This is a genomic window from Asanoa ferruginea, from assembly GCF_003387075.1.
Taxonomy (GTDB): Bacteria; Actinomycetota; Actinomycetes; order Mycobacteriales; family Micromonosporaceae; genus Asanoa; species Asanoa ferruginea.
The window spans coordinates 6491552-6514285 of record NZ_QUMQ01000001.1; the positions used below are offsets into that span (position 1 = coordinate 6491552).

A 22734-nucleotide genomic window follows, 5' to 3' on the forward strand; every position below is an offset into this window, starting at 1 on the left:
GTGGAGGGCTTTCCGCTCGACGACTACACGCCGCACGGCTACCTCGACATCCCGGCGCACACCCGGCGGCTCACCCCGCACGGTGTGGTCCGCTCGCACGACCTCGGTTTCCGCTGGCATTTCCCGGCGTACGCGCGGGCCTACGGCGGTCGCCGCGAGGTCTACCGGGCCGGTGTGCGGATCGCCGTCGACGGGGCGTCCGCCGTCGCCGGGGCGACCGCGCCCTACCACTCGAAGGACCTGGTCGAGTTCCGGTCCGGCGCGCTGACCGTCGAGTTCCATCTGGCCGGCCCTGACGTGCTGGTGGCGCGGGTGCGCGGCCGGGTCGGCGAGCGGCTGACCGTGCGGGCCGACTACACCCGGCAGATCGGCGCCGACCTGGGTTGGGGCGAGTCCGGCCTGGTCGGCCGCCGCGACGGCGACGTGGTGCTCCTGCAAGGTTTCGAAGACGGCGAGGCGTTCGCGCTGTGGGTCTCCGACCCGGGCGGCATGGTCGCGGTCACCACCGACGCCGGCGCCGCTGACCGATGGACCGCCGCCGGGCTGCCTTTATCTGTGCCCGGTCCCGTCACGGCGCTGGGGGAGAAGGGCGACCGGGTCGACCTGTCGGCCGTGGTCGAGTTCGCCGGCGCGCGGGAGCACGACCTGACCGTGCTGCTGGCCCGCGGCCGGACCGCAGCCGAGGCCCGCGAGCAACTGGCAGCCGCGCGCGATGGGCACCGCACGGTGCGGGCCGCCCTGGTCGAGGAGGACCGCCGGTTCTGGGCCACCGCGCCGCGGCTGTCCGGTGACTGGCCCGCGCACTGGCGGCGCGGCCTGGTCTACGACCTGGAGACGCTGCGGATGATGGTCAAGCCACCGGTGGGCATCTACCGCCTGCCGTGGGACGCCATGCAGATCCAGGCGCCCCGGGTGGTGCTCGGCGAGGCCGCCATCGACGCGCTGCTGCTCGGCTACGCCGACCCGGCATTGGCCCAACGCCTGCTGCTGGGCACGTTCGCGGACGCGCCGGAACCCCAGGTGCCGTGCTCGCGCGAGGACGGCAGCTTCAACATGGTCGCCGCCGACGGCAGCGTGTGCGGCACCGGTCCACAGTGGGGTTACCCGTGGCTGGTGCTCGGCCACCTCTGGGACGCCAACCCCGACCGCGACTGGCTCGAGCGGATCTATCCGCACCTGGGCGCCTACCTCGACTGGTGGCTCGCACACCGCGCCGACGCCGACGGCTGGCTCGGGCACGCGTGCAGTTGGGAGTCCGGGCAGGACCTGTCGCCGCGCTTCGGTGACCAGCCGCTCGGCGGTGGGCACCCGACCTACCACCTGCGCCCGGTCGACCTGCACGCCGCCGTCGCGCACGCCGCCCGGACGATGGCCCGCTTCGCCTGGATCCTGGGCCGCGACCGCGACGTGCCCGGCTGGAACGCGCTGGCCGACCGTTACACAGACAACACCGCCAAGCTTTTCACCGGTACGCGCTACGCCGACGTGGACGCCGGCACCGGCACGCCGACCGAGGTCGACGACGTGATGCTGCTGGCGCCGCTGGCCCTGGGGCTGGCCGGCCCGGCCGAGACCGACGCGTTGCGCGCCGCGGTCCGGGCCACCGACCCGGCCGACCTGGTGTGGCCGATGTTCGCGTGGACCGCCGTCGACGCCGCCCGCGCCGCCGGGGAGCACGGCACCGCGGCGACGGTGGCGGCCGACATCGTCGACCGGGCCTACCGGTTCTGGGACGCCCGGACGGCCGACGACGAGCGGACGCTGCCCGGGATCGCCTGCGAATACTGGCCGCTGTCCGGCCGGTGCGGTGGCGAGGGCTACGGGTGGGGCGCGTTCGGCGTACACCTGCTGCTCGGTGTTCTCGTCGGTGCGCGATTCGTCGACGGGAAGCTGCTGGTGCGCCCCAACCTGCCGCCCGAGTTGCGGGTGCCGGGCCGGTCCTACGAGGTCTCGCTCAACCACCGCGGCCGGCCCGTGCCGGTGACGCTGCGGCCGCGGGCCGACGGGTGCGACGTGGAGGTGGCCGGCCGCTCCGTCGCGCTGGCCTGGGCGCAAGAGGGCAGTTGGGAGCTGGACGGGTGAGCACGGTCGAGGGCTGGGAGTGCCGGCTGGTCGGCACCGACGACTGGCGACCGGTGCCGGTGCCCGGGTCGTGGGAGCAGACCGGGATTCCCTTGGACCATCCCGGTCCGGTGGACTATCGCGCGACGTTCGACGTGCCGGTCGGCGGCGCCCGCTTGCGGTTGCGGTTCGGCGCCGTCAGCTATGCCTGCGAGGTGCTGGTCAACGGCCGCGTGGCCGGGCAGCACGTCGGGATGTGGGACGCGTTCGAGGTCGACATCACCGGTCTCGTCACCCCGGGTCAGCCCGCCGAGGTGCTGGTGCGGGCCGAGAAACCGGCCAGCCTGACCGGTGGGCCCGACGCGCCGCCGGTGCCCGGCCGCTATCCCGCCCGGGAGACGCTGGCCGGCTTCCTGCCCTACGTCTGGGGGCACTCGCACGGCGGTGTCTGGCGGCCGGTCGAGTTGCTGGTCACCGGCGAGTGCGCGCTCGGCGACGTCGACGTTTCCGGCACCGCCGACGGCCGGTTGTCGGTCGCGGCCACGCTGCTCGGGCCGGGCGAGCTGACCGTCTCGGTGCGCGATCCTTCCGGGGTGGTGGTCGCGCGATCGGTCGGGAACGGAACGCTGACGATCCCCGATCCGCGGCCCTGGTCGCCGCACGACCCGGCGCTCTACGCGGTCACCGTGCACACCTCCGGCGGCGACTCGAAGACTGTCTACACCGGACTGCGCACGCTCGAGGCCGACGGGTCGCTGCTGCGGCTCAACGGCGAACCGCTCTATCCCCGGATGATCCTCTCCTGGGGCTGGTATCCGGACCAGCTGCACCCCGACCCGGGCCCCGAGCGGGTCCGGGCCGACCTGATCGAGCTGCGCCGGCTCGGCTTCAACGGCGTCAAGCTCTGCCTCTGGTTCCCGCCCGACTACTACTTCGCGATCGCCGACGAGCTGGGCATGCTGCTCTGGGTCGAGCTGCCGATGTGGCTGCCGCACCCCACACCGCACTTCCGGACGCAGCTCTTCGCCGAGGCGTCACGGTTGGTCCGCGCCGCCGCCAACCATCCGTCGGTCATCCTGCTCACGCTCGGCTGCGAGCTGTCCTCGGCCGTCGGCGCCGACGTGCTGGGGCCGCTCTACGACCTCGTGAAGCGGCTCGCGCCGGGCACGCTGGTGCGCGACAACAGCGGCTCGGGGGAGGCCTACGGCGGGCTGCTCGACGAGTTCGCCGACTTCGACGACCACCACTTCTACTGCGAACCCGCCTACTTCCGGGGCACCCTCGACCACTTCGCGCCCCGCTGGCGGGCGGCCCGGCCGTGGCTGTTCGGCGAGTTCTGCGACCTCGACACCTTCCGCGACCTGCGCCGGCTGGACTCTCCGTGGTGGACCAGCGCGGACCCGGCGGTCAACCCGCAGGGTGCCCGCTGGCAATACGACGTGCCCGACCAGGAGAAGACGTTGCGGGGCAACGGCTTCTGGGACCGTGGTGCCGAGCTGGAACGGATCTCCGCCCGACAGGCGGTGTTGCACCGCAAGGTGACCCTGGAGGCGGTCCGGGTCCGCGCCGACACTAGCGGCTACGTCATCACCGGCGAGCGGGACACCCCGATCAGCACGGCCGGGCTCTTCGACGACTCCGGCGCGCTGAAGGTCGACGCGGCATCGTTCGCGCAGTTCAACGCCGACCTCGTGGTCGGGTTGGACTGGGACCGCCGACGCGCGTGGACCGCCGGCGGCGACCGGCCGGCGCCCTGGGACACCTGGTGCCATCCGGCCGGTGCCTTGGTTCGCCCCCACCTGGTGCTGGCCCACCACGGCCGCACCGGCGGCCGGGCGGAGGTCCGCTGGCGGGTCGACCTGGCCGACGGCGGCGAGGCCGAGTCCGCGGCGGTCGAGCCCGGCGCGGTCGAGCCCGGTTTGGTCAAGCCCGGCGCGGACGCGTCCGGTTTGGTCGAGCCCGGTTTGGTCGAGGCCGGCCCGGTCGAGCCCGGCCCGGACGCGTCCGGTTTGGTCGCCTCGGGCTCGTTGGCCGCCGACATCGCGGCCGGCGCCGTCGCCGGGTTGGGCATCGCGGCGTTCACCGTGCCCGCGGTCGACCGTCCCCGCCGGGCGGTGCTGCGCGTCGAGGTCGACTGTGCCGGTCAGCGCACCAGCAACAGTTGGTCGTTCTGGTTCCTGCCCGACCGCGGTTGGCCCGGGCCGGTCGCCGTCGTGGATCCGGCCGGTCGACTGACCGACCTGGCCGCGCTCGGGGCTCAGGTGGTCCCGGTGGAGACACCCGGCGCGGTTCTGCTGGCCACCGCCTGGACCGAGCCGGTCCGCCAGCACCTGCGCGCCGGCGGCAACGCCGTGCTGCTGGTCGACGCGGCCTGCGTCGACCCGCCGCTGCCGGTCGCGGCCATGCCGTTCTGGCGCGAGGCGGTCAAGGTGATCGAGCCGCACGAGGCCTGGGGCGACTTCCCGCACGACGGCTGGACCGACCTCCAGTTCGCCGGGATGGCGCCGGACCTGGCCCTCGACGTCACCGCCCTGCCGATCGGCGGCCGGCCGCTGCTACGCCGGGTGGACACCCGGACCAGCCAGGTGCACGACTACGCGGTCGAGGTGCCCTGGTCCGCCGGCCGGCTGATCGTCAGCACGCTGCGCTTCGACGGCTCCGGCGGCGACCAGCCGCTCGGCCTGCGCCGCAACACCAGCGCCGCCTACCTGCTCGGGCAGTGGGTGCGGGCCCTGGGGAAGGAGAGCTGATGCTGGGCACGTCGCTGTTGACGGCCGGCCGGAGCCGGTCGATCAGCCCGGAGAACGTCACTGGCGCCAAAGGCGCCGGAGGCGCGGCGACCACCGGCACCGGCACGGCCGCCGCCCGCGACCTCGGCCCGGGCTGGAAGATCTCGCCGAGCGTCGAGGTGCCGGCCGGCGGCACGCACCTGCTCGGCGAGCTGACCGGCCCCGGCGTGATCCGGCACCTCTGGTGCACCACGCATCCTCGGCACTGGCGCTCGCTGATCCTGCGGATCCACTGGGACGGCGCGCCGGACCCGGCGGTCGCCGTGCCGCTCGGCGATTTCTTCTGCTCGGGGTGGGGCGAGTTCGCCCAGGTCAGCTCCGTGCCCGTGGCGGTCAACCCGCGCGGCGGGTTCAACGCCTACTGGGAGATGCCCTACCGGGTCGGCGCCCGGCTGACCGTCGAGAACCTCGGGCCGGAGCCGGCGCTGCTGTTCTACCAGATCGACTACGAGCTGACCGAGGTGCCGGAGGGCGCGGCCTATCTGCACGCGGCATGGCGGCGCAGCAACCCGGTCGGCGACCGGGAGCCGCACACGATCCTCGAGGGCGTGGCCGGGCCGGGCCACTACGTCGGCACCTACCTGGCCTGGGGCGTCAACAACGCCGGCTGGTGGGGCGAGGGCGAGGTGAAGTTCTACCTCGACGGCGACGACGAGCTACCGACGATCTGCGGCACCGGCACGGAAGACTATTTCGGCGGCGCCTGGAACTTCGACGTCCCCGGTGAGGGCTACACCGCGTTCACCACGCCCTATCTCGGGCTGCCGCAGGTGCTCCGGCCGGACGGCCTTTACCGCAGCCAGCAGCGGTTCGGGATGTATCGGTGGCACCTGCCGGACCCGATCCGGTTCGCCACCGACCTGCGGGTCACCGTGCAGGCGCTCGGCTGGCGGTCCGGCGGGCGCTACCTGCCCCTGCGCGACGACATCGCGTCGACCGCGTGGTGGTATGCCGCCCCGCCGGACCACGGCCCGGTGCCCGACTTCGACCCGGACCACCTCGAGGTCATCTGACCCGGTCACATCCGCTGGTATTCCTCCCAGGTGCGCTTCGGCGTGACCGCCGGGCCGTCGTCGGCGCCGCGGTTGGCCAGGCCGTTCTGGCCCAGGTAGTAGTCGCCGGCCTGGTGCTGGGCACCGGTCGACTGGTCGGTGTCGGAGATCGCGATCGCGTGGATGTGGTAGGGCCAGTCGCCCTGGGAAGGGTTGCGCAGCCAGGCCGCGAACCCGACGGTGCGCAACTGGCGCACCACCGTCGTGCGGGTGGCGGTGGACAGGCCGGTCACCGAGATGTCGAGGGCCCCGCCGCCGTCATGGGTGCCGGCCGACGCCGCGGTGCCGGTGTTGTAGCTGCCCTGGGTCAGCGTCAGCGTGCTGCCGATCAGGCGCTCGGCCTCCAGCAGCATCGTCCGGGTGCGGGTGTTCACCTGCACGCCGCGCAGCGTGACGATGCTGCCGGGGGAGATCGCCCGGACGACGGTGTAGCGGTTGGTGCCGAGCGACCGCAGCGAGGTCGGGCCGGGCAGGCCGGTGGCGTCGAGGCCGGTGTAGCCGAGCGAGCGTTGATAGGCCGCGTACGCCGAGATCGTGCTCGTCCCGAAGTGACCATCCACATAGGTCGAGGCGAGCAGGCCGCGCGCCTGGAGGGCGCGCTCCACCTCGAGCACGCTGGCCTTGGCGCCCGGCGTCAGCGCGGTGTCCGGCCGGCGCGGGTCGATCTGGGCGGCCTTGATGACCGCCTCCATGTCGACCTCCGGCAGGGCCGCGTGGGCGGCGCCGCCCGGCAACACGGCGGCGGCGGTCGCGGCCGCGGCGGTGGCGATCAGGCGCCTTCGGGTCAGCATTCTGCGTGCCTCCTGGTCGTCGAGGAACCCCGGAGCCCGCAGCATAGATCGGCCGACGTCGACGTTTGAAGGCCTGATCGCCAATATTTTGCAGAACATTGATGATCTCGGTAGCTTTTTGCCACGACCGGCATCCGTGGGGCTGGCCCTGGGCGAACCCGGGGCCAGCCCGCTGGCTCAACTGGCGACGATGCGGCCGTCCGGTTGGCGTACACAGGAAACGGTTCTGTTGGTTGCCGTTGCCGCCGCGGCCAGGCACTGGCCGAGCACCTGGTGGCCCGCGACGTTGGGATGCCACGACTCCTGGCAGGTCTGGAAATAGGTCGCGCAGGCGTTGGCGATCCGCTGGATGGCGATCTTGTCCTTGCCGGCCAGGCTGGTCACCGGCACGCCGGTCGGGCCGTCCTGCAAGCGGATCGGGGTGGCCAGCGCCCCGGTCGGGCTGGCGTCGAACTCGCAGAGCCGCGCGCCGTCGAACGCCCGCTGCACGTTGAGGTAGACGATGTCCTCACCGGGGAACTCAGCGGACAACGTGGACTGTCCGGTGCGGACGATGGTGCCGAGCCCGCCGGAGAACCAGTGCCCGGCCGCCAGGCTGGCGCGGTGGATCGGGCACCCAGCCGCGTAGCGCTCGGCGCCCAGGTCGCGGAACTTGTCGCGATCGTCGGCGCGGCCGTCTTCGGTGTAGAAGCGCGGTGCCACGTCCAACGGCAGCGGGTTGGTGTAGTCCTGGAGCACGATCCGGTGCTGCCCGTCGGGGTCGATCTGGCGCAGCGTGGTCACGATCTGCCGCACGGCGGCGACGGTCTCCTGGGTGGCGGCGGTCAGTTGGGCGTCGGTGGCCAGGTCGCTGGTCGCGCACGGTGCCTGCTCGACCGGGCCGTTGATGTAGGCCCAGAACTCCCACCAGCCGGTCCACGCGTCGGCGATGAAGCGGTTGGCGCACTTCTCCGCGACGCTGCCGAAGGTGAACTGGCTGTTGTTGGAACCCAGGCCGACCAGCACCAGGTCGATGTCGTGGGTCTGGCTGACCGCGCGTAGCTGGTCGAGTTGGGCCGCGACGGTCCGGCCGTTGGTGCGCGACGACGACGCGGCGGCGATGTCGTGTGGTTGGCCGCCCGAGCAGGCGAGGTTGAAGCGGGCGGCGATGCCGGGCAGGGCCGCCTGCTGGATCGACGCGTTCGCCGAGCGGTGGCAGAAGAACGCGTTGTTGTTGGGCGCTGACCAGCCCGGGAAGGCCTGCGCCACCCCATTGAGGTCGGTCACCGGCTGATAGCTGCCGGCACCCTCGCCGCTGACGAAGCTGTCGCCGAGCGCGACGGCGGCGGTCGGCAGCGCGGCCGACGCGGGGCTGCCGCCGAGCACGGCGACGCCACCCGCGGCGAGGGCGATGAGGGTGGCGGCCAGGAACGCGGGACGACGCATGCGACCTCCAGAACATGAGAAATACTCTGAGATCGCGATCAGATCATCGTCGTACGACGTTCGTCAATGTCTGGGTCTGCTCCCGACAACGAGCAGCGCGTGCCCGAGCACCTTCGGATGCCGCAGCGGGAACGGCAGCGGCAGGGCGTCGGCCAGCCCGCCGAACTCCTCGATCGTGCCGCCCGCCCCTTCGATCGCCTCCCGGACGCCGTCCGGCGACGGGTAGTGGCCCGGGTCGCCGAACAGGTCGAGGAAGGCGAACCGCCCACCCGGGCCGACCACCCGCAGCGCCGCGACCAGCGCGCCGGTGGCGCTCTCCAGGTCGCCGACCTCGTGGAACGTCAGGCAGCTCACGACCACGTCGAAGCTGCCGTCGACGGCGGCCGCGCTCTGCTGGTGGAACGCCGTCCGGTCGGCGACCCCCTCGATCCGGGCGTTCTCCGCGCACTGCCGCTGCGAGTATTCCCAGTCGCGTCCCCACGAGTCGACGCCGGTCACGAAGCTGTCCGGCGCCGCCTTGGCGAGCTTGACGACCAGGCTGCCGCTGCCGCATCCGATGTCGAGCATCCGGGCGCCCGCCGGGACTGGCTGGGCCTTGGTGACGATGAGGTCGTGGATCCGGCGCTGGAGGTCGTCGCCGCGTGGCGCGAAGCGGTAGACGGTGAGCGCCAGGACCGTCGTGATGTAGCGAAGATCGCGAGCGGTGCGAGGAACAGCAGGAACCACGGCGACCACAGGGCCAGCAGGCTCCCGGCGAGACAGACGGCGGTCACCGCCGCGAACCCGACCAGCCGCCCGGTGCGGATCCAGGTGCCGTAGCGCGGGGTGCCGCCGCCGGGCATCGGTCAGCCCAGCCGGGCCAGTTCGGCCCGGGCCCGGTCGGCAAGGTGCTCGTCGCCCAGCTCGCCGGCGATCGTCAACGCCTCCTCGAGCGGCTTTCCGGCCTCGGCCCGCCGCCCGGCCATGATCAGCGTCGTGCCGATCTCGACCAGCGTGCGCGCCTCGTAGTGCCGGTTGCCCGCACCCCGGCGCAGGGCCAACGCCTCGGCGAAGGCCTCCAGCGCCGGGTCGAGCGTCCCCGTGCTGCGGTGCGTCTCGCCGATGCCGTGCTGGATCGCCGCCTCGAGCCGCCGGTCGTTGGCGTCGCGGGCCAGCCGCAGCCCGCGGCGCAGGTGGTGCAGGCTCTGCTCGGGTTGCCCGACCCGGGCGTAGAGGTGGCCGAGGTTGTTGAGCGCCAGGATCGCGCCGAGCGTGTGCGCGTTGGCGACGTGCACGGCGTGAGCCTGCTCGCACGCGACGATCGCCTCGTCGAACCGGCCCAGTTCGCCGAGGGCCGCGGCGAGGTTGTTGTAGGCGTGCCCGACCCCGCGCTGGTCGCCGGCCGCCGCCATCAGCCGCAACGCCTCGCGCAGCTCGCCGAGGGCGTCTTCGTAGCGGCGTGCGGCGATGAGCGCGACACCGAGCCCGCTGTGCATCAGCCCCTCGACCACCGGGTCGGCGCCGCGCCGGGCCGCCTCCAGCCCGAGCCGGTGGATCGCGATCCGGCTGTCGGCGTAGCCCCGGGACTCGAAGTAGCCGCTGGTCAGGTAGGCGAGCTGGCAGACGGTGCGGTGGTGGCCGTGGCGCAGCGCGAACCCCGCGACCGGCACCAGGTTGTCGCGCTCGCCGTCGAGGAAGGCGAGCACCTCGTCGGGGTCGGTGCCGAACGGCAGCTCGCGCGGCGGCTGCCGGGGCGTCGCGACCACCCGGTCGCGGGCCGGGTCGAGGACGCGGTTCGCGGCGGATGCGACGGCCAGATACCAGTCGAGCAGGCGGCCGACGGCGTCGTCCCGCGCGGCGCCTTCCTCGTCGCGCTCCGCGCGCTCGACCGCGTAGAGCCGCATCAGGTCGTGGAACCGGTAGCGGCCGACCGCGACCTCGCTGAGCAGGTGCGCCGCGGCCAACTCGTCGATGCCGCGCCGGCCGCGCCCGTGCGTGTCGCCGGTGACGGCGGCGGCCAACCAGGACGAGACGTTGCCGCTCGGATGCAGCCCGAGCAGCCGGAACATCCGCGCCGCCGGGTCGCTGAGGACCTCGTAGGCGCTCGCGAACACCGTCCGGACGCTGTGCGTGTCGCCGTCGACCGACAGCGCGTCGAGGCGGCCCTCGTCGGACAGGTCGGCCACGAGTTCGGCCATCGGCTGGCGCGGGCGGCCGGACAGCCGCGCCGCGGCGACCCGCAGCGCGATCGGGATCCGCCCGCACAGCTCGGCGAGCCGGGCCGTCGCCTCCGGCTCGGCGGCCACCCGCGCGCGGCCCAGGACCCGCGCCAGCAGGGTGTGCGCGTCATCAGGCCCGAGGGCGTCGAGCTCGACATGCCGAACCACGTGGTACGCCGAGACGGCGGCCAGCCGGTGCCTGCTGGTGACCAGCACCCGGCTGTTGGCCGAGTTGGGCACCAGCGGCAGCACATGGTCGGCCGTGCCGGCGTTGTCGAGCACGACCAGCGTGCGCCGCCCGTGGATCAGCGACCGGTAGACGGCCGTCCGCTGCTCGGCCGAGGCCGGCAGCCGGTCCCGCGGCAGGCCGAGGGCGTCGAGCACGTGCGCCAGCACCTCGCCCGGGGTCAGCGCCGTCTCCGGGTCGTGCCCGCGCAGGTCGACGAACACGATGCCGTCCGGGAACCGCGCGGCGACCTCGTGCGCCCAGCGCACCACCAGCGCGGTCTTGCCGATGCCGGCGGAACCGCGGACGACCATGACCTGGGTCTCCGGGCTCGGCTCGGCCAGCCACCGGGACAACGCGCCCAGCTCGTCGACCCGGCCGGCGAAATGCCCGACCCGGGCGGGGAGTTGGGTGGCGACGGTGCGGTCCGGCACCGCCAGGTCGCCGCGCAGGATCGCCGCGTGCAGCTCCCGGACCCGCGACCCGGGATCGACACCGAACTCGTCGGCCAGATGCGCGCTCAGCCGGCGATAGCGGTCGAGCGCGTCGACGTGGCGTCCACAGTGGAAGAGGGCGAGCATGAGCAGCCCGACCAGCCGTTCGCGGGTCGGGTGGGCGGCCGCGAGTCGTTCCAGCTCGGGCACCGCCTCGGCGTGGCGGTCGAGGTGGAGCCGCGCGTCCCACAGGTCTTCGGTGGCGGCGAGCCGGATCTCGGTGAGCCGGTCGGCCTCGGCGCGGCCCCACCCGTCGGGCGCGCCGTCGGCGAGCGCATCGCCGCGCCACCAGGCCAGGCCCTCGTCGAGCAGGGCCGCGGCCCGGTCCGGCGAGCCGCCGTCGAGGCACGCCCGGGCCTCCCTGACGGCGTCTTCGAACCGGTGCGCGTCGACCTGGTCGCGGGGAAGGCCGAGCAGATAGCCGGGGTCACGGGTGAGCAGCACGCCGGGCAGCCCGCAGGCCTCCAGAGCCTGTCGGACCCGGGAGACGTGGCTGTGCAGGGTCCGCACGGCCGTCCTGGGTGGATCATCGCCCCAGAGCGCGTCGACCAGGCGGGCGCACGGGACGACCGTGCCGGCGTTGAGCGCGAGCAGCGCCAGCAGCGTCCGTTGCCGCGCGCCGACCAGCGTGGCCGGGCCGCCGGGCCCGACGACGCCGACCGGGCCGAGCACCCGCACGCGCACCGACACCGCGCACCACCTGCCCTTCCGCGGTCAGTTGCCGGGCCACAACAGTTGCACAACGTCGGCGCATCCTGACCACAACTGCATGCGAATAGACACATGTCCGCGCGTCTATGTCGGTTATGATCGTGCGGTGTCAGGCAGGCGGGTCGTCGCGGGCCTGGCCCTTTCTTTCGCCCTGGCCGGGTGCCTGGCCGGTGTGGTCGGCGGGATCGCCGGTTGGTTCGGCTCGTGGTGGTGGGCGATCGCTGTCGTCGCCGGCGCGTTCGTCGTCGCCTGGTTCGCGGCCCGCGCGGCCGCGGGTGCGACCGTCCACGAGATCCGGGCGCTGCTGACCGAGTTCCTGGCCGCCGCCACCAGCGGCGACCACGAGGCCGCGCACCGACGGATCTACCATGGATCCGCGGCGCGGCTGCTGCCCGGTGATTTCTCCGTGGGCCTGGCGGGCCTCGACATAGTCCGCCTCCAGATCACCCGCAATCTCAACCGCGGCAGCGACGTGCGCAACGTGGCCAAGGTGGGTGTCCGGCTGCGGCTGGCCGACGGAGACAGCGCCGACTATCTCTTCCTGCTCGTGCGGGAAGGCCGCACCTGGACGGTCGACCAGTGGCTGCTCGACGGCGAGTTCGACATGGTCGACTATTCGCCCGAATAGCGGCTCCGCCTGGTCACAGTTTGGGCCGCGGCGCCGGGGTGGGGGAGACCCGCTTGTATTCGCGCCGCGAGCCGTCGTCGTCCTGCACGGTCAGGACGGTGGTGGTGCAGAAGTATTCCTCCGGTGAGGTCGTGGCCGCGAACGCCACGTTGTTGCGCACACTTCCGTCGACCTTGGTGACGATACGGCCCTTCGTCCTGGCGTTCTGGAAGAAGGCGCGCCCTCTTGACGTGCCGGTCTGCGGGAACGCGGGATCGCCCTGGGAGCGATAGCCCCAGACGGTGAACCCGTTGAAGACCTGCTGGTAGGTGCGGCCGCCCTTCTTCCCCTGCCGCACCACGCCATCGCGCAGGTCTTCCCACACCGTGCCCTTGCCGTCGTAGTGGCGCATCAGCTTGGTGCCGACCAGGTTGACCGTGACGTCGACGCCGCCGATCGTCGCCGGACCCTCCCATAGGGTGGCCTGCCATGCGCCGATCAGGCATTGGTCGATGAGGGGGTTGTATGCCTTCGGACTTGGCGTCGGTGTCGGCGTCGCGCTCGCCGAGGGCGTGGTGGTCGACGGTGTCGTCGAACCCACGAGCGACCGCGGATCGGCTGGGTTGTCGGGGTTGTCCGGCCGCAGCGCCAGGGCCACCGCGCCCGCGATGGTGATGGTCGCGACGCCGGCGGCCAGCACCGCGGCCCGGCGGGAGAACCGTCGACCGCGCGGCGCGGCACCGGCCGGCAACACCCGGGTCGGTGGTGTGCCGTCGCTCGCGCCGGGCCCGGCAGCACCCTCGGCCACCGCGAGTTCGGGCTGCTCGACCGTGGTCGGGGTGACGCCGAACGCCTGGTGCAGCAGAGTGGCCACGAGGGGGTAGCGGCTCGCGCCGCCCACCAGGTAGACGCCGGCCAGGTCGGCCGCCGGGATCCGGGCCGTGGCGAGGGCCGCCCGGCTGGCGGCGACGGTGCGGTCGAGCAGCGGCCGGGCGAGGCTGTCGAGTTGCTCGCGGCCCAGTGGCGCGTCGTCTTCGAGAAGCGGCACCTCGATCTTCGTCGCGGTACGGCGCGACAGCGTCTCCTTGGCGTTGCGCACCGCGTCCCAGAGTTGCCGGCTGGCCCGCCGGTCGGCGTCGGTCGCCGGTGAGGTCAGCCGCTGCCAGGCATCGGGATCGCGGGAGCCGTAGGTCGCACCCAAGTGGGCCACGATCGTCGCGTCGAGGTCGAGGCCGCCCGCGTTGACGATGCCTTCCTCGGCCAGCACGCTGAACCCGTCGGCGGTGCGGCGCACGACGGAGGCGTCGAACGTGCCGGCGCCGAGGTCGTAGACGAGGGCACACGACCCGACGGCGAGCGGGGCCACTGTGACGAACGAGGCCGCGGCGGCGACGGGCTCGGCGACCAGCTCACACGACGCCATGACGGTGGTCGCCGCCGCCAGCAACGTCTCCCGGCGATGCGCGCCCCAGGCGGCCGGGCAGCCGAGCACCATCCTGGTCGGTGGCGTCCCGGCCGACCGGGTCGCCTCGTCGACGACCCGGCGCAGCACGGCCACGATCAGGTCGGCGACCGGGTATTCCGTCCCCGACAGCAACACCGTGCCGTCGTCGATCCGCTGCTTGGGATGGAACTCCGCGCCGGCCGGGTGGAAGGTGGCGGCCTGGATGGCATCGCGCCCGACCAGCAGGGTGCTGCCGTCGACGCAGACCGCCGACGGGAGCAGCGGCGACCCGTCGAACAGCACGGAGCGGGTGCGCCCGTCGGCGAAAACCAGGCTGGCGGCGGTGTTGGACGTGCCGAAATCGACGCCCAGAACGACGTCCCCCGATCGCATGGACCTAACCGTATCTCTGTGGGCGGGTTCGACCCTCATCGCTCCCTTGTGGAACAGGCGACCCGGGCGGCCGGCTGGCTGGCCGATCGCAGGCCAGGCCGGCTAGGGTTGTCGGGTTCGCCGCCGCAGTGACTTTCCCTGGGGGTGAGCCGGTGGCACGGATTTCGCTGGCTGGCGCGACCGACGAGGTCGCCGCTCGAGACCGGGCATTTGCCGATCTCGTGGCCAAGGTAGGCCCGATCCGCTATCTGCCGCGGTTTCCGGACGGACCGTTCGGCATGCTGGTCCGCTCGATCATCTCGCAGCAGATCTCCGCGGCCGCGGCGCAGGCCATCATCGGCCGCACGGCCGCGACGGTCGGCGGATCGTTCACGGCGCAGGGCATCGCCGCGGCGTCCGACGACGACCTTCGAACGGCCGGGCTGTCCCGCAACAAGGTGGCCTCGCTGCGCGACCTGTCGGCCAAGGTCCTAAACGGCACCGTCGACGTCAACCCATCGACGCGGCTGAGCGACGAAGAGGTCGTGCGCCGGCTGACCCAGGTGCGTGGCATCGGCCGCTGGAGCGCGGAGATGTATCTGATGCACTGCCTGCGCCGGCTCGATGTCTGGCCGGTCGGCGACCTCGACGTCCGGGAGGGCTACGCGCTCGCGTGGGACGTCGACCCGGCGCCGACGGCCAGGGAACTCGACCCGCTCGGTGAGCCGTTCCGGCCCTACCGGTCGGTGGTCGCCCGCTACTGCCAGGAGGCGGTTTTCCTGGACCGCGCCCCATAGGCCCCACCCGTCCCAAAGCGGGCACGTAGCACGGTTCTGTCCGTAAAGCCCCCTTTAATGAAGCATTCCGATCAATCGGAACAGAACGCCCAAATGGGTTTAATCTCGGTCATGGCTCGACCTCCGTCGAGCGGGGAGTGCTTCGGGGCAAGGAAAGGGACACGAGTCATGTCGAAGAAGTTCCTGGGCAAGGTCATCGCTGGCGCCGCGTTGGGCGGCGCGATGCTGTTCATCGCGCCGGGCGTCGCACTGGCAGACGGTGCCCCCAGCGGTGACTGGTCGCACGCACAGGACGACAAGGGCGCCTCGCACTGTGCGCCCAGTTGGGGAGAGGACGCCAAGAAGGACGGCGCCCCCTGGAGTGAGGACAAGAAGGACGAGAAGGGCGAGAAGCCCGAACTGGCCAAGCCGGAGGCCGCCAAGGCGGCACCCGACGGCGAGTGCGAGGCGCCCAAGGGTTGGGTCGACGGTGGTGACGCGGGTTCGAGCGTCGACGGCACGCTGGCGACTGCGGGCGGCACCCTGCTGGGCGCGGCTGCCCTCGGTGGGATCGTTCTCATGCGCCGTCGCCGGACCGATGGCTCTCTGGCCTAGGGTTTCGGCGGGGCAAGCTGGCGGCCGCCACGGAACTCCGTGGCGCGCCGCCGGCGTCGCTCTCGTCGCCGTCACCGCGATGAGCGGGGTGGGCCTGGTGCGCGCCTCGGTCAAGGAAACACCGCCACCGCCGCAGCCGGCCGTCGAGGCCGCACCCGATCCCGAACCCACCTCGGCGCCGAGCGCCGTCGTGCCCAAACACCTGCCACGGTCGGCACCCACGGACATCACGATCAGCCCGATCGGCGTACGCGCGAAAATCATGAATCTTGGTGTCAACGCCGACAAGACGTTGCAGGTGCCGCCGCTGAACAAGGCGACCCTCGCCGGCTGGTATTCACTGGGGCCGTCGCCGGGCGAGATCGGCAACGCGGTCATCGTCGGGCACGTCTCGACGGCCGAACTCGGGCCGACCGTGTTCTTCAAGCTCGGTTCGCTGCGCAAGAAGGACGTCATCACGATCAAACGCAAAGACGGCACCAACGCCCAGTTCCGGGTCGACGGCGTCAAGGCCTACCCGAAGAAGACCTTCCCGACCGATCTGGTGTACGGACCGAACAGCAGACCGGGCCTACGGCTGGTGACCTGTGGCGGCAAGTTCGACGAGAAGGCACACAGCTACGTCGACAACGTCGTCGTCTTCGCGACCGGCATCTGATCCACTCAGGACAGAGCGCCGCGGAGGCGCTGGCGGATCTCCGCGTGCTGGCCGGTCTCCACCACGATCAGTCCGATAAGGATGACCACCAGGCCGGCCAGCCCGGCGAGCGGTGGGAGGACGGCGGCGGCCGGCGCGACGAGCAGGAGCGCGCAGGCGGTCAGCAGCCGCGGAAGGCTGCGCGTGCGGTGCATCCGGTGCTCGAACACCAGATGCCCGGCGAGGTAGAGCGCCAGGCCGCCGAAGAGCGCGAGCGCGGAGAACAGGCCCAGCGGCTCGCTCTCGCCGGCGTGCGCCAACACGCCCTCGACACCGAGCGCGGCGAGCACGATGCCGGCGACGATGGGGAAGTGGCCGTAGGTGTAGGCCTCGATGGCCAGGTCGACCCGGGCCCGGCCCGGCTCCTGGTCGAGCCGCCGCTCAGCCGCGAGCGACACCACGTCGAAGTAGAGCCACCACAGGCAGATCGCCGTCGCGACCCCGAGCACGGCCGCGACCAGCAATGACACGCTGACCGGCTGATCGGCGGCGCCGACACCGATGGCGACGACCGACTCGCCGATGGCCAGGATGATGAACAGGCCGTGTCGCTCGGTCAGGTGTGCCGGGCTGTGCAGCCGCCACTCCCCGCGCCGGGCGGTCAGGTAGATGCCGACCCAGTCGACCAGCACGGCGATGCCGAAGAGCGCGAGTTGCGCCGCGCCGCCCAGCAACGCGCCGGAGACCAGCAACGCGGCCGCCACCGTTATCGGCAGCCAGCTGATCGCGATCTGATGCCGCAGTGGTGCGTCACCGGCGGCGGCCACGGTGTAGACCGCGAGGTGCACGCCGCGGACCAGCAGGTAGGCGCAGACCAGAACGAGTGGGCCGTCGAGCCCGCCGGGCGCGTCGTGCCAGGCCTCGGGGATGGCCAGCGCGACCACGAACATCGCCACCATCGCGACAACCATGCCGGTGCGCAGAATCCCTTCGTCGGCCCGTGAATGGTTGCCCAGCCACGTGTAGCCGGACCAGGTGCCCCACAGCAACGCCAGCGTCAAGAGCCCTTGCAGGACTCCGGTCGCGGTGTGCTCGTGCGCCATGTAGCCGGTGATCTGGGTGACCGCGAAGACGTAGACGAGGTCGAAGAACAACTCGAACGGGGTCGCCCGATGCTCTTCGGTGACGGGTCGGACCCGCGCCTGGATCGCCATGGCCGGGACCTTACCGAAGCCGGTCCCACCCGCCCGGGTGCGCGATCCGGAACTCTTTGTTCCAGGTCATGGCCGGGAGCAGCGACGCCACCGGCATGAGGCCGGCCAGGAGGTCGCCGTCGTAGTCGGTGATGTAGCGGCAGTCGCTGCGGTCACCTGCTGCGACGCTCTCCCACAGCACCATCTCGACCAGGCTGATCGAGAACCGGTCGACGTAGGGCTCGTCGAAGTGGGGATCGATGTAGACGGCCGGGTCGTCACCACGGTCGCAGGCGCACCATGAACTCGGCGGTGGCCTGGTGGGTGCAGCGGAAGGCAAGCATTCCGTCGGCGGGGTAGTACTCCAGGTCCTCGAGTTCGTAGAGGTCGCCGTTGCGGCTGGTCAGGTCGGGATGGCGGCCGATGAGTTGGTAGCCCTGCCGGACCACGTCGGGAAGCCGCACCCCGAGTTCCTCTTCGGCCGCGTCGAGTTCGGCGTCGCTGACGTCGTTGGACTCTCTGATCGGCTCGGCCCACCCGGCGGCGAAGCCGTAATGGAAGTCCCAGACGTCTTCGCAGGTGTCGAGGTCGCGCAATCCCGCGACGATGTCGAAGCTCACGGCGCGCAAGCATAGGGCGCCGGCTGGGTCGGTCAGCGGCGGCGGGCGTAGTCGGCGAGCTCGCCGAAGTCGAGGGTCACGCAGGCCTCGTCGCCGAGGACCTCGGCGTCGTGGCCTGGCTGGACGGCGAACACGTCGCCCGGGCCGAGTTCCATCGTCGGTCCGTCGTCCATCATGACCCGCATCCGTCCAGACAGGACGTAGCCCAGGTGGGCGGTCTGGCAGGTGGGCGTGCCGGCGATCGGTTGGACGTTGGTGGTCCACCGCCAGCCCGGCTCGAACGTCACCCGGCCGATGGGGTGCCCCGAGAGCGTCACCATCTCGGCGAAGCCCTTGCCCTGGAACGTTCGGGTCTCATCGGGTGTGTTGAATGTCTTGCGTTCCAACGATTCCATGACGGCCTCCACTCCGACGTTACGCCGGAGCCGCGCCCGGGGTGGTCGGTTGGCTCAGCGCGGCCGCACCAGGGCCGGACAGCTGCCCCAGCAGTGCGCGGCGGCCGGTCAGAAGCAGCAGGATCGCGAGGATCGGGCCCTCGATCACGGGGCCGTCGCCGGCGCGGAAGTTGGCGTCGGTGCTGACGAATGCGTACCCCCGCAGCTCTTTCATCGCGGGGAAGAGGAAGGGGCGCGACCAGATCCGGGCGGCGGCGGCCGCGGCCGCGTGCGGCGGGACGTCGTGGCGGCGGCCGAGCGGCGCCATGATGTCCTGGCCGTGCACCAGCACGTCGATGAGCGCCTCGTTGGCGGTCACGAACGGCACATGCCGGCGCGAGCCGATGTGGCCGCGGATCTCGGCGATCAGCTCTTCCGTGGGCATCGCGGCCTTGGCGCACGCCGCCTCGCGGGTGGCCCGGAAGACGTCGAAGCGGTAGCGGGCCAGGCCGCGCAACGCTTCGCCGGCGCCGACGTGCTGGAGGGTGAGGTGGGCGGTGACGTCGCGCACCGTCCATCCGGCACAGAGCGACGGTTGCCGCCACTCGTCGTCGGTCAGCTCCGCGAGTTGGTCGGTCAGGGTGCGGCGCTGGTCGTCGATGACGCGCCACAGCTCGTCACGGTGCATCGGTGCCTCCCATCAGCGCCTCGACGAGCGGGGTCAGCCGCCCGGCGGGGTCGAAGGCCGGATCCGGGTTGGCCAGCTCGTGCAGGATCAGCCCGGAATAGGCGTTCATCAGGATGGGCGCGTCGCGCTCGGGGTCGGCCGACCCGGCGACCCGCAGCCACATCGTGAACCAGGCGTCGACCCGGCTGCCGGCGGCCAGCAGCGCCGCGCGCAGGGCCGGATGGTGTGCGGCCTCGACGAGGATCACGTAGCGGGCCAGTGTCAGCGTCCGGTGTGGACCGACGGCGTCGCGGGCGACCGTGGCGAGCACGGCGGTCAGCTCGGCCGGAGTGGTGGGCGTGGTCCGGGCGGCGAGGTCGTCCCAGTTGGCCTTCTCGCGGGCGGCGAACCGCTCCACCACCCCGTCGAGGAGCGCGTCGCGGGTGCGGAACAGGTTGGAGGTGGCGCCGGCGGGCAGGCCGGCCTCGGCGTCGACCGCGCGGTGGGTCACCGCGCGCACCCCGTCCGTGCCGAGCAGGGTGATCGCGGCGTCGAGAACGTCTTCGCGGCGGCCCATGCCGCCGAGACTACATCCGTAGTGTGATCGACTACAAGTGTAGTTAGAACCGCGGGTCGTTGCCGGCCGAGGTGTCGATCCGCAGGTTCAGCGCCCGGGCGATCGCGCCGAACGAGACGTAGGAGAAGTTGGTCGCGTCGCGCGACTCGTCGACGCCCGGGCCGGTCTCCGGCTCGTCGTGGGTCACCAGCAGGCCCTCGCGGTAGTCGCCGACCGGGCGGTTGGTCACCGCGAGCCCGTCGGAGCCGTTGACGTCGTCGACCCCGCGCACGCCACGGACCCGGAAGGTGCCGAGCGGGCGGTTGCGGCCTTCCCGGTCGTACACCGTGTAAGTGTCGTCGCCCTGGCTCGAGACGATGACGTAGCCGCGCCCGCCGTGTCCGTAGTAGACGTCGACCCCCTCGGCGTCGGCGGTGAGGTGAGTGCCGCCAAAGCCCGTGTCGCTGGGGTCGATCGGCGCGCACTCCTCGGTCTCGGGGTCGTAGGCGTCGTGGATGCCGAAGTCGCGCACCCGGTCGACCAGCCGCGGCGCGACCCGCCCGGTGAGCGGGAGCTGGATCCGCCAGACGCCGACGTCTTCCTGCGCGGCGTAGAGCGCGCCGGAGGCCTGGTCGACCGCGACGCCTTCGAGCTGCGGCAGGGCGCCGGGCTCGTCGCACGGCGTCCAGGTGGTGCCGTCCGGCAGCGGGAAGCTGCGCGGCATGGTGATCGTCCGGACGCCGGTGTAGCCGAGCTTGCCACCGACCTCGACGATCCGCGCGGTCGCGACCGTGGTCGCGCCCTCCTGCGTGATCACCGCGTAGGTCTCGCCCCGCTTCGGTTGCCAGACGGCGAGGCCGTATGCGGAATGCCCCTCGTCGACCGCCGCGCGATCAGGATTGAACAGGAACCTCTGGTTGGGTGCGGTGACCTCGACCAATGGGGTACGCGCGGCCGCGCCCGCCGGGTCGATGCGGAAGAACCGGAGCTGGTCGTTGTAGCGGTCGGACACGACGGCGACGTCGACTGTCTGACGACCGAGCTTGACACCGTAGGCCATGTCGACGTTGTTGTAGCGACCCAACGCCGCGTCGGGCCGGGGCGCGGCCGTCGCCGGCAGCGCCTGTAGCTCGCGCGAGGCGAGATCGTAGACCCGCAGGCCGCCTTCCTTGGCGGTGACGACCACAATGGACCGCCGCGAGTCGCCCGGGTGCACCCAGATCGCCGGGTCGTCACCGGACGCGTTGCCACCCTGCTCGTCGTCGTAGAGCACGGGCGTCTCGTTGTCGGTCGTCACGACGGCGGGCCCGGACGGACGGCCGGCGTGCGCGGGGCTGGCGGCGAGGGTGGTGGCGAGCACCGCGACGAGGGCGGCTGCTGCGCGCGATCGATGCGTCACCCGCGCCAGGGTGCCGCCCTTACCTGTCGGTCAGGTGTCCGCCCGGCGAACGCCCGTCGCCACTTCCGTCTATCGCTCGGTGCCTCCACGCGAACGCCGGACCTCGGCGATGAGCCGTTGCATGTCGGCCACGGCGTTGCCGACGAAATCGACGACGAGGTCGAGCCGTGGATCCGGTGACGTCAGGCGCTCCGAGCCGAGCAGGACGGTGAAATACATTTCGTTGTCGACATCGGGATCGCCGAGAAACTGGACGAAGCTCTCACCCCCGGTCCCGGCCCGGGTTTCGAGCCCGCACGACCATGGTGGCGGCGCCACGGTGAGCACCTGGTGCAGTCGATGCTCGATGCCGGCCAGGTCTTCTTCGGACAGCGGTTGGGTCACGATCGTTATCTTTGCCACCCTGGTCCGGTCACAGCAAGCCGGAAGCGACCGGCTTCGCCGACAATGGCGTCATGCGATTGAGGCGGCTTCTTGCGGAGTTGGCGAGACTGCCGACCGACCAGTTGGTTGCTCGGAGACGACGAGGCCGACACTCGTTACTACGCGTTCTACGCGTTGGTGGAGGAGATCCCCGCGGTCACCCGTGAGCGGGTGACCGCAGCGGTCAACGGTTGTGTCGACGACCCGGACGAACAGATCCGGGAGTGGGCCACGCGGCTCCGCTCAGGCGAACTCTGGGAGGCGTGACTCGGCGCGTGGTCCGAGGGAGAGGTGTGCGGACAGCGCGCGCAGGAAGTCGGGTGCGTCGAAGATCTCGCCGGCCGAGGCGACGCCGGTTGTTCTGGTCCGGCCGGTGAGGATGCGGTGGATCGCTTCGACGGCCAGTGGGGCGCTGATGGCGTAGATGTCCTGACCGCTGGCGGTGATGCGGCGTTGGGTGAAGCCCGAGCGCACGACGACGTCGACGGTGAACGTCTGCGCCGACCGGCCCCGCTCGTCGACCGCGACCGGTGCCGGCGTGTCCGGAGCGCCCAGGTCGTTGGCCGCGACCGTGGTCATACAGGTGCGCACCTCGGGGATCGGCAGGTGGCTGGGGATCGTGACCACGTCGGCCATCGTGAACTCGTCGAAGACGGTGCGGCGACCCAGCGGAGCGGGGAAATCCCATTCGAGGGTACGCAGCCCGCGTTCGCCGGCGTAGTAGTCCAGCCGCCCGCCGGTGAAGCGGACCCGTCGGCCATCGCGGCGGTCGCGGGAGACGGTGCCGGCGGCGAGGGTTCCGGCCGTGGGGTGCCAACTGCTCAGTCCGTAGGCGATGTGCGCCTCGTCGGCCGCCGTCCAGTCGCCCATCGCCGTCGTGACCAGCAGGTCGCCGAGGCCGCCGAAGAAGGCCATCGCGGGAACGATGGCGGTCTCGGCACGGCCGGCGAAGTGGGTGAAAGTGTCGAGGTTGGCTTCGATCTCGGCGGCCACATCGACGTAGGGGATCCTGGCCCGGAGCGCCGCCTCGATCACCGGGCCCGCGGTCGCGGCGAAGGGGCCGGCGCAGTTGATGATCGCGGCGGCTCCCTTCAGCGCCTGGTCGAGCGAGGCCGGATCGTCGACCGACGCGACCCGGTAATCGTGCGACGCCGCCAGGGCCTCGAGCTTGCCCGGGTCGCGGCCCAGGAGAAGCGGTACGAAGCCGCGGGCGCGCAACTCCGCCACCACGAACCGGCCGGTGTGCCCGTACGCGCCGAAAACTGCCACAACGTGATCCATGAAGAGATCCTCACGGTGGCCGC

The 22734-nt window shown here is 72.1% G+C and carries 22 protein-coding genes; 8 read left to right on the forward strand and 14 right to left on the reverse strand.

The annotated features are described in order from the left end of the window. Genes DFJ67_RS30265 through DFJ67_RS30275 form a run of 3 tightly spaced genes read left to right on the forward strand, consistent with a single transcriptional unit; the run spans position 1 to position 5863 of the window. Positions 1-2082, forward strand: a complete 2082-nt coding sequence (locus tag DFJ67_RS30265; protein WP_116071321.1) for an MGH1-like glycoside hydrolase domain-containing protein — start codon at positions 1-3, stop codon at positions 2080-2082. After that, positions 2079-4811, forward strand: coding sequence for a glycoside hydrolase family 2 protein (locus DFJ67_RS30270; protein ID WP_116071323.1), 2733 nt, complete (start codon positions 2079-2081; stop codon positions 4809-4811). Before DFJ67_RS30265 ends, DFJ67_RS30270 begins: the two co-directional genes overlap by 4 nt. Beyond that, positions 4811-5863, forward strand: coding sequence for a glycoside hydrolase family 172 protein (locus DFJ67_RS30275; protein ID WP_116071325.1), 1053 nt, complete (start codon positions 4811-4813; stop codon positions 5861-5863). Before DFJ67_RS30270 ends, DFJ67_RS30275 begins: the two co-directional genes overlap by 1 nt. A 5-nt stretch (positions 5864-5868) precedes the next feature. On the opposite strand, the gene DFJ67_RS30280 is transcribed toward DFJ67_RS30275, so the two are convergent. From DFJ67_RS30280 to DFJ67_RS30295, 4 genes are all read right to left on the reverse strand, one after another. Beyond that, a complete protein-coding gene (locus DFJ67_RS30280) occupies positions 5869-6693 on the reverse strand; it encodes a peptidoglycan-binding domain-containing protein (RefSeq protein ID WP_116076812.1) in 825 nt (274 codons plus the stop codon). Positions 6694-6870: 177 nt separating this feature from the next. Then, positions 6871-8118, reverse strand: coding sequence for an SGNH/GDSL hydrolase family protein (locus DFJ67_RS30285; protein WP_116071327.1), 1248 nt, complete (start codon positions 8116-8118; stop codon positions 6871-6873). 63 nt (positions 8119-8181) lie between these two features. Continuing rightward, positions 8182-8844 carry an SAM-dependent methyltransferase gene (locus DFJ67_RS42965; RefSeq protein WP_170216053.1) on the reverse strand — a complete coding sequence of 221 codons (663 nt, stop codon included), beginning with the start codon at positions 8842-8844 and terminating at the stop codon, positions 8182-8184. Between the two features lie 119 nt (positions 8845-8963). Then, complete coding sequence (locus DFJ67_RS30295) at positions 8964-11726, reverse strand: AfsR/SARP family transcriptional regulator (protein WP_116071329.1); 2763 nt, start codon at positions 11724-11726, stop codon at positions 8964-8966. 127 nt (positions 11727-11853) lie between these two features. Between DFJ67_RS30295 and DFJ67_RS30300 the strand changes: the two genes are divergently transcribed. Next, entirely contained in the window at positions 11854-12375 is a 522-nt protein-coding gene (locus DFJ67_RS30300; protein ID WP_116071331.1) for a hypothetical protein, read from the forward strand. 13 nt (positions 12376-12388) lie between these two features. Here DFJ67_RS30300 and DFJ67_RS30305 read toward each other — a convergent pair whose 3' ends face one another. Further along, entirely contained in the window at positions 12389-14191 is a 1803-nt protein-coding gene (locus DFJ67_RS30305; protein ID WP_170216054.1) for an Hsp70 family protein, read from the reverse strand. Between the two features lie 152 nt (positions 14192-14343). Between DFJ67_RS30305 and DFJ67_RS30310 the strand changes: the two genes are divergently transcribed. The 3 genes from DFJ67_RS30310 to DFJ67_RS30320 all read left to right on the forward strand — a co-directional run bounded on the left by DFJ67_RS30310 (position 14344) and on the right by DFJ67_RS30320 (position 16219). Next, positions 14344-14967, forward strand: a complete 624-nt coding sequence (locus tag DFJ67_RS30310; RefSeq protein ID WP_116071335.1) for a DNA-3-methyladenine glycosylase family protein — start codon at positions 14344-14346, stop codon at positions 14965-14967. Between the two features lie 168 nt (positions 14968-15135). Then, positions 15136-15561, forward strand: a complete 426-nt coding sequence (locus DFJ67_RS30315; RefSeq protein ID WP_116071337.1) for a hypothetical protein — start codon at positions 15136-15138, stop codon at positions 15559-15561. Then, positions 15545-16219 carry a class F sortase gene (locus DFJ67_RS30320; RefSeq protein WP_116071339.1) on the forward strand — a complete coding sequence of 225 codons (675 nt, stop codon included), beginning with the start codon at positions 15545-15547 and terminating at the stop codon, positions 16217-16219. Before DFJ67_RS30315 ends, DFJ67_RS30320 begins: the two co-directional genes overlap by 17 nt. Before the next feature lie 5 nt (positions 16220-16224). Here DFJ67_RS30320 and DFJ67_RS30325 read toward each other — a convergent pair whose 3' ends face one another. The 8 genes from DFJ67_RS30325 to DFJ67_RS30355 all read right to left on the reverse strand — a co-directional run bounded on the left by DFJ67_RS30325 (position 16225) and on the right by DFJ67_RS30355 (position 21391). Then, positions 16225-17412 carry a low temperature requirement protein A gene (locus DFJ67_RS30325; protein ID WP_116071341.1) on the reverse strand — a complete coding sequence of 396 codons (1188 nt, stop codon included), beginning with the start codon at positions 17410-17412 and terminating at the stop codon, positions 16225-16227. Between the two features lie 10 nt (positions 17413-17422). After that, the gene (locus DFJ67_RS42380) at positions 17423-17731 is read right to left on the reverse strand and encodes a hypothetical protein (protein WP_147315663.1); all 309 of its coding nucleotides are present in this window, start codon (positions 17729-17731) and stop codon (positions 17423-17425) included. Further along, positions 17670-18011: an SMI1/KNR4 family protein gene (locus DFJ67_RS30330; RefSeq protein WP_116071343.1), complete on the reverse strand. Its 342-nt coding sequence runs from the start codon at positions 18009-18011 to the stop codon at positions 17670-17672. The genes DFJ67_RS42380 and DFJ67_RS30330 overlap by 62 nt, the downstream gene beginning before the upstream one ends. Positions 18012-18043: 32 nt before the next feature. Next, positions 18044-18406, reverse strand: coding sequence for a cupin domain-containing protein (locus DFJ67_RS30335; RefSeq protein ID WP_116076816.1), 363 nt, complete (start codon positions 18404-18406; stop codon positions 18044-18046). Positions 18407-18425: 19 nt separating this feature from the next. Next, a complete protein-coding gene (locus tag DFJ67_RS30340; protein ID WP_116071345.1) occupies positions 18426-19073 on the reverse strand; it encodes a maleylpyruvate isomerase family mycothiol-dependent enzyme in 648 nt (215 codons plus the stop codon). Beyond that, positions 19063-19629 carry a TetR/AcrR family transcriptional regulator gene (locus DFJ67_RS30345; protein WP_116071347.1) on the reverse strand — a complete coding sequence of 189 codons (567 nt, stop codon included), beginning with the start codon at positions 19627-19629 and terminating at the stop codon, positions 19063-19065. The genes DFJ67_RS30340 and DFJ67_RS30345 overlap by 11 nt, the downstream gene beginning before the upstream one ends. A gap of 43 nt (positions 19630-19672) precedes the next feature. Then, positions 19673-21007: a phytase gene (locus tag DFJ67_RS30350; protein WP_116071349.1), complete on the reverse strand. Its 1335-nt coding sequence runs from the start codon at positions 21005-21007 to the stop codon at positions 19673-19675. 69 nt (positions 21008-21076) lie between these two features. Next, entirely contained in the window at positions 21077-21391 is a 315-nt protein-coding gene (locus DFJ67_RS30355) for a hypothetical protein (RefSeq protein WP_116071351.1), read from the reverse strand. A 90-nt stretch (positions 21392-21481) separates the two neighbouring features. On the opposite strand from DFJ67_RS30355, the gene DFJ67_RS30360 reads away from it, so the two are divergent. Further along, complete coding sequence (locus DFJ67_RS30360; protein ID WP_170216055.1) at positions 21482-21697, forward strand: hypothetical protein; 216 nt, start codon at positions 21482-21484, stop codon at positions 21695-21697. On the opposite strand, the gene DFJ67_RS30365 is transcribed toward DFJ67_RS30360, so the two are convergent. Continuing rightward, on the reverse strand, positions 21674-22711 hold the full coding sequence (locus DFJ67_RS30365) for a saccharopine dehydrogenase NADP-binding domain-containing protein (RefSeq protein WP_116076818.1): 1038 nt from the start codon (positions 22709-22711) through the stop codon (positions 21674-21676). The genes DFJ67_RS30360 and DFJ67_RS30365 overlap by 24 nt on opposite strands. Positions 22712-22734 lie beyond the last annotated feature (23 nt).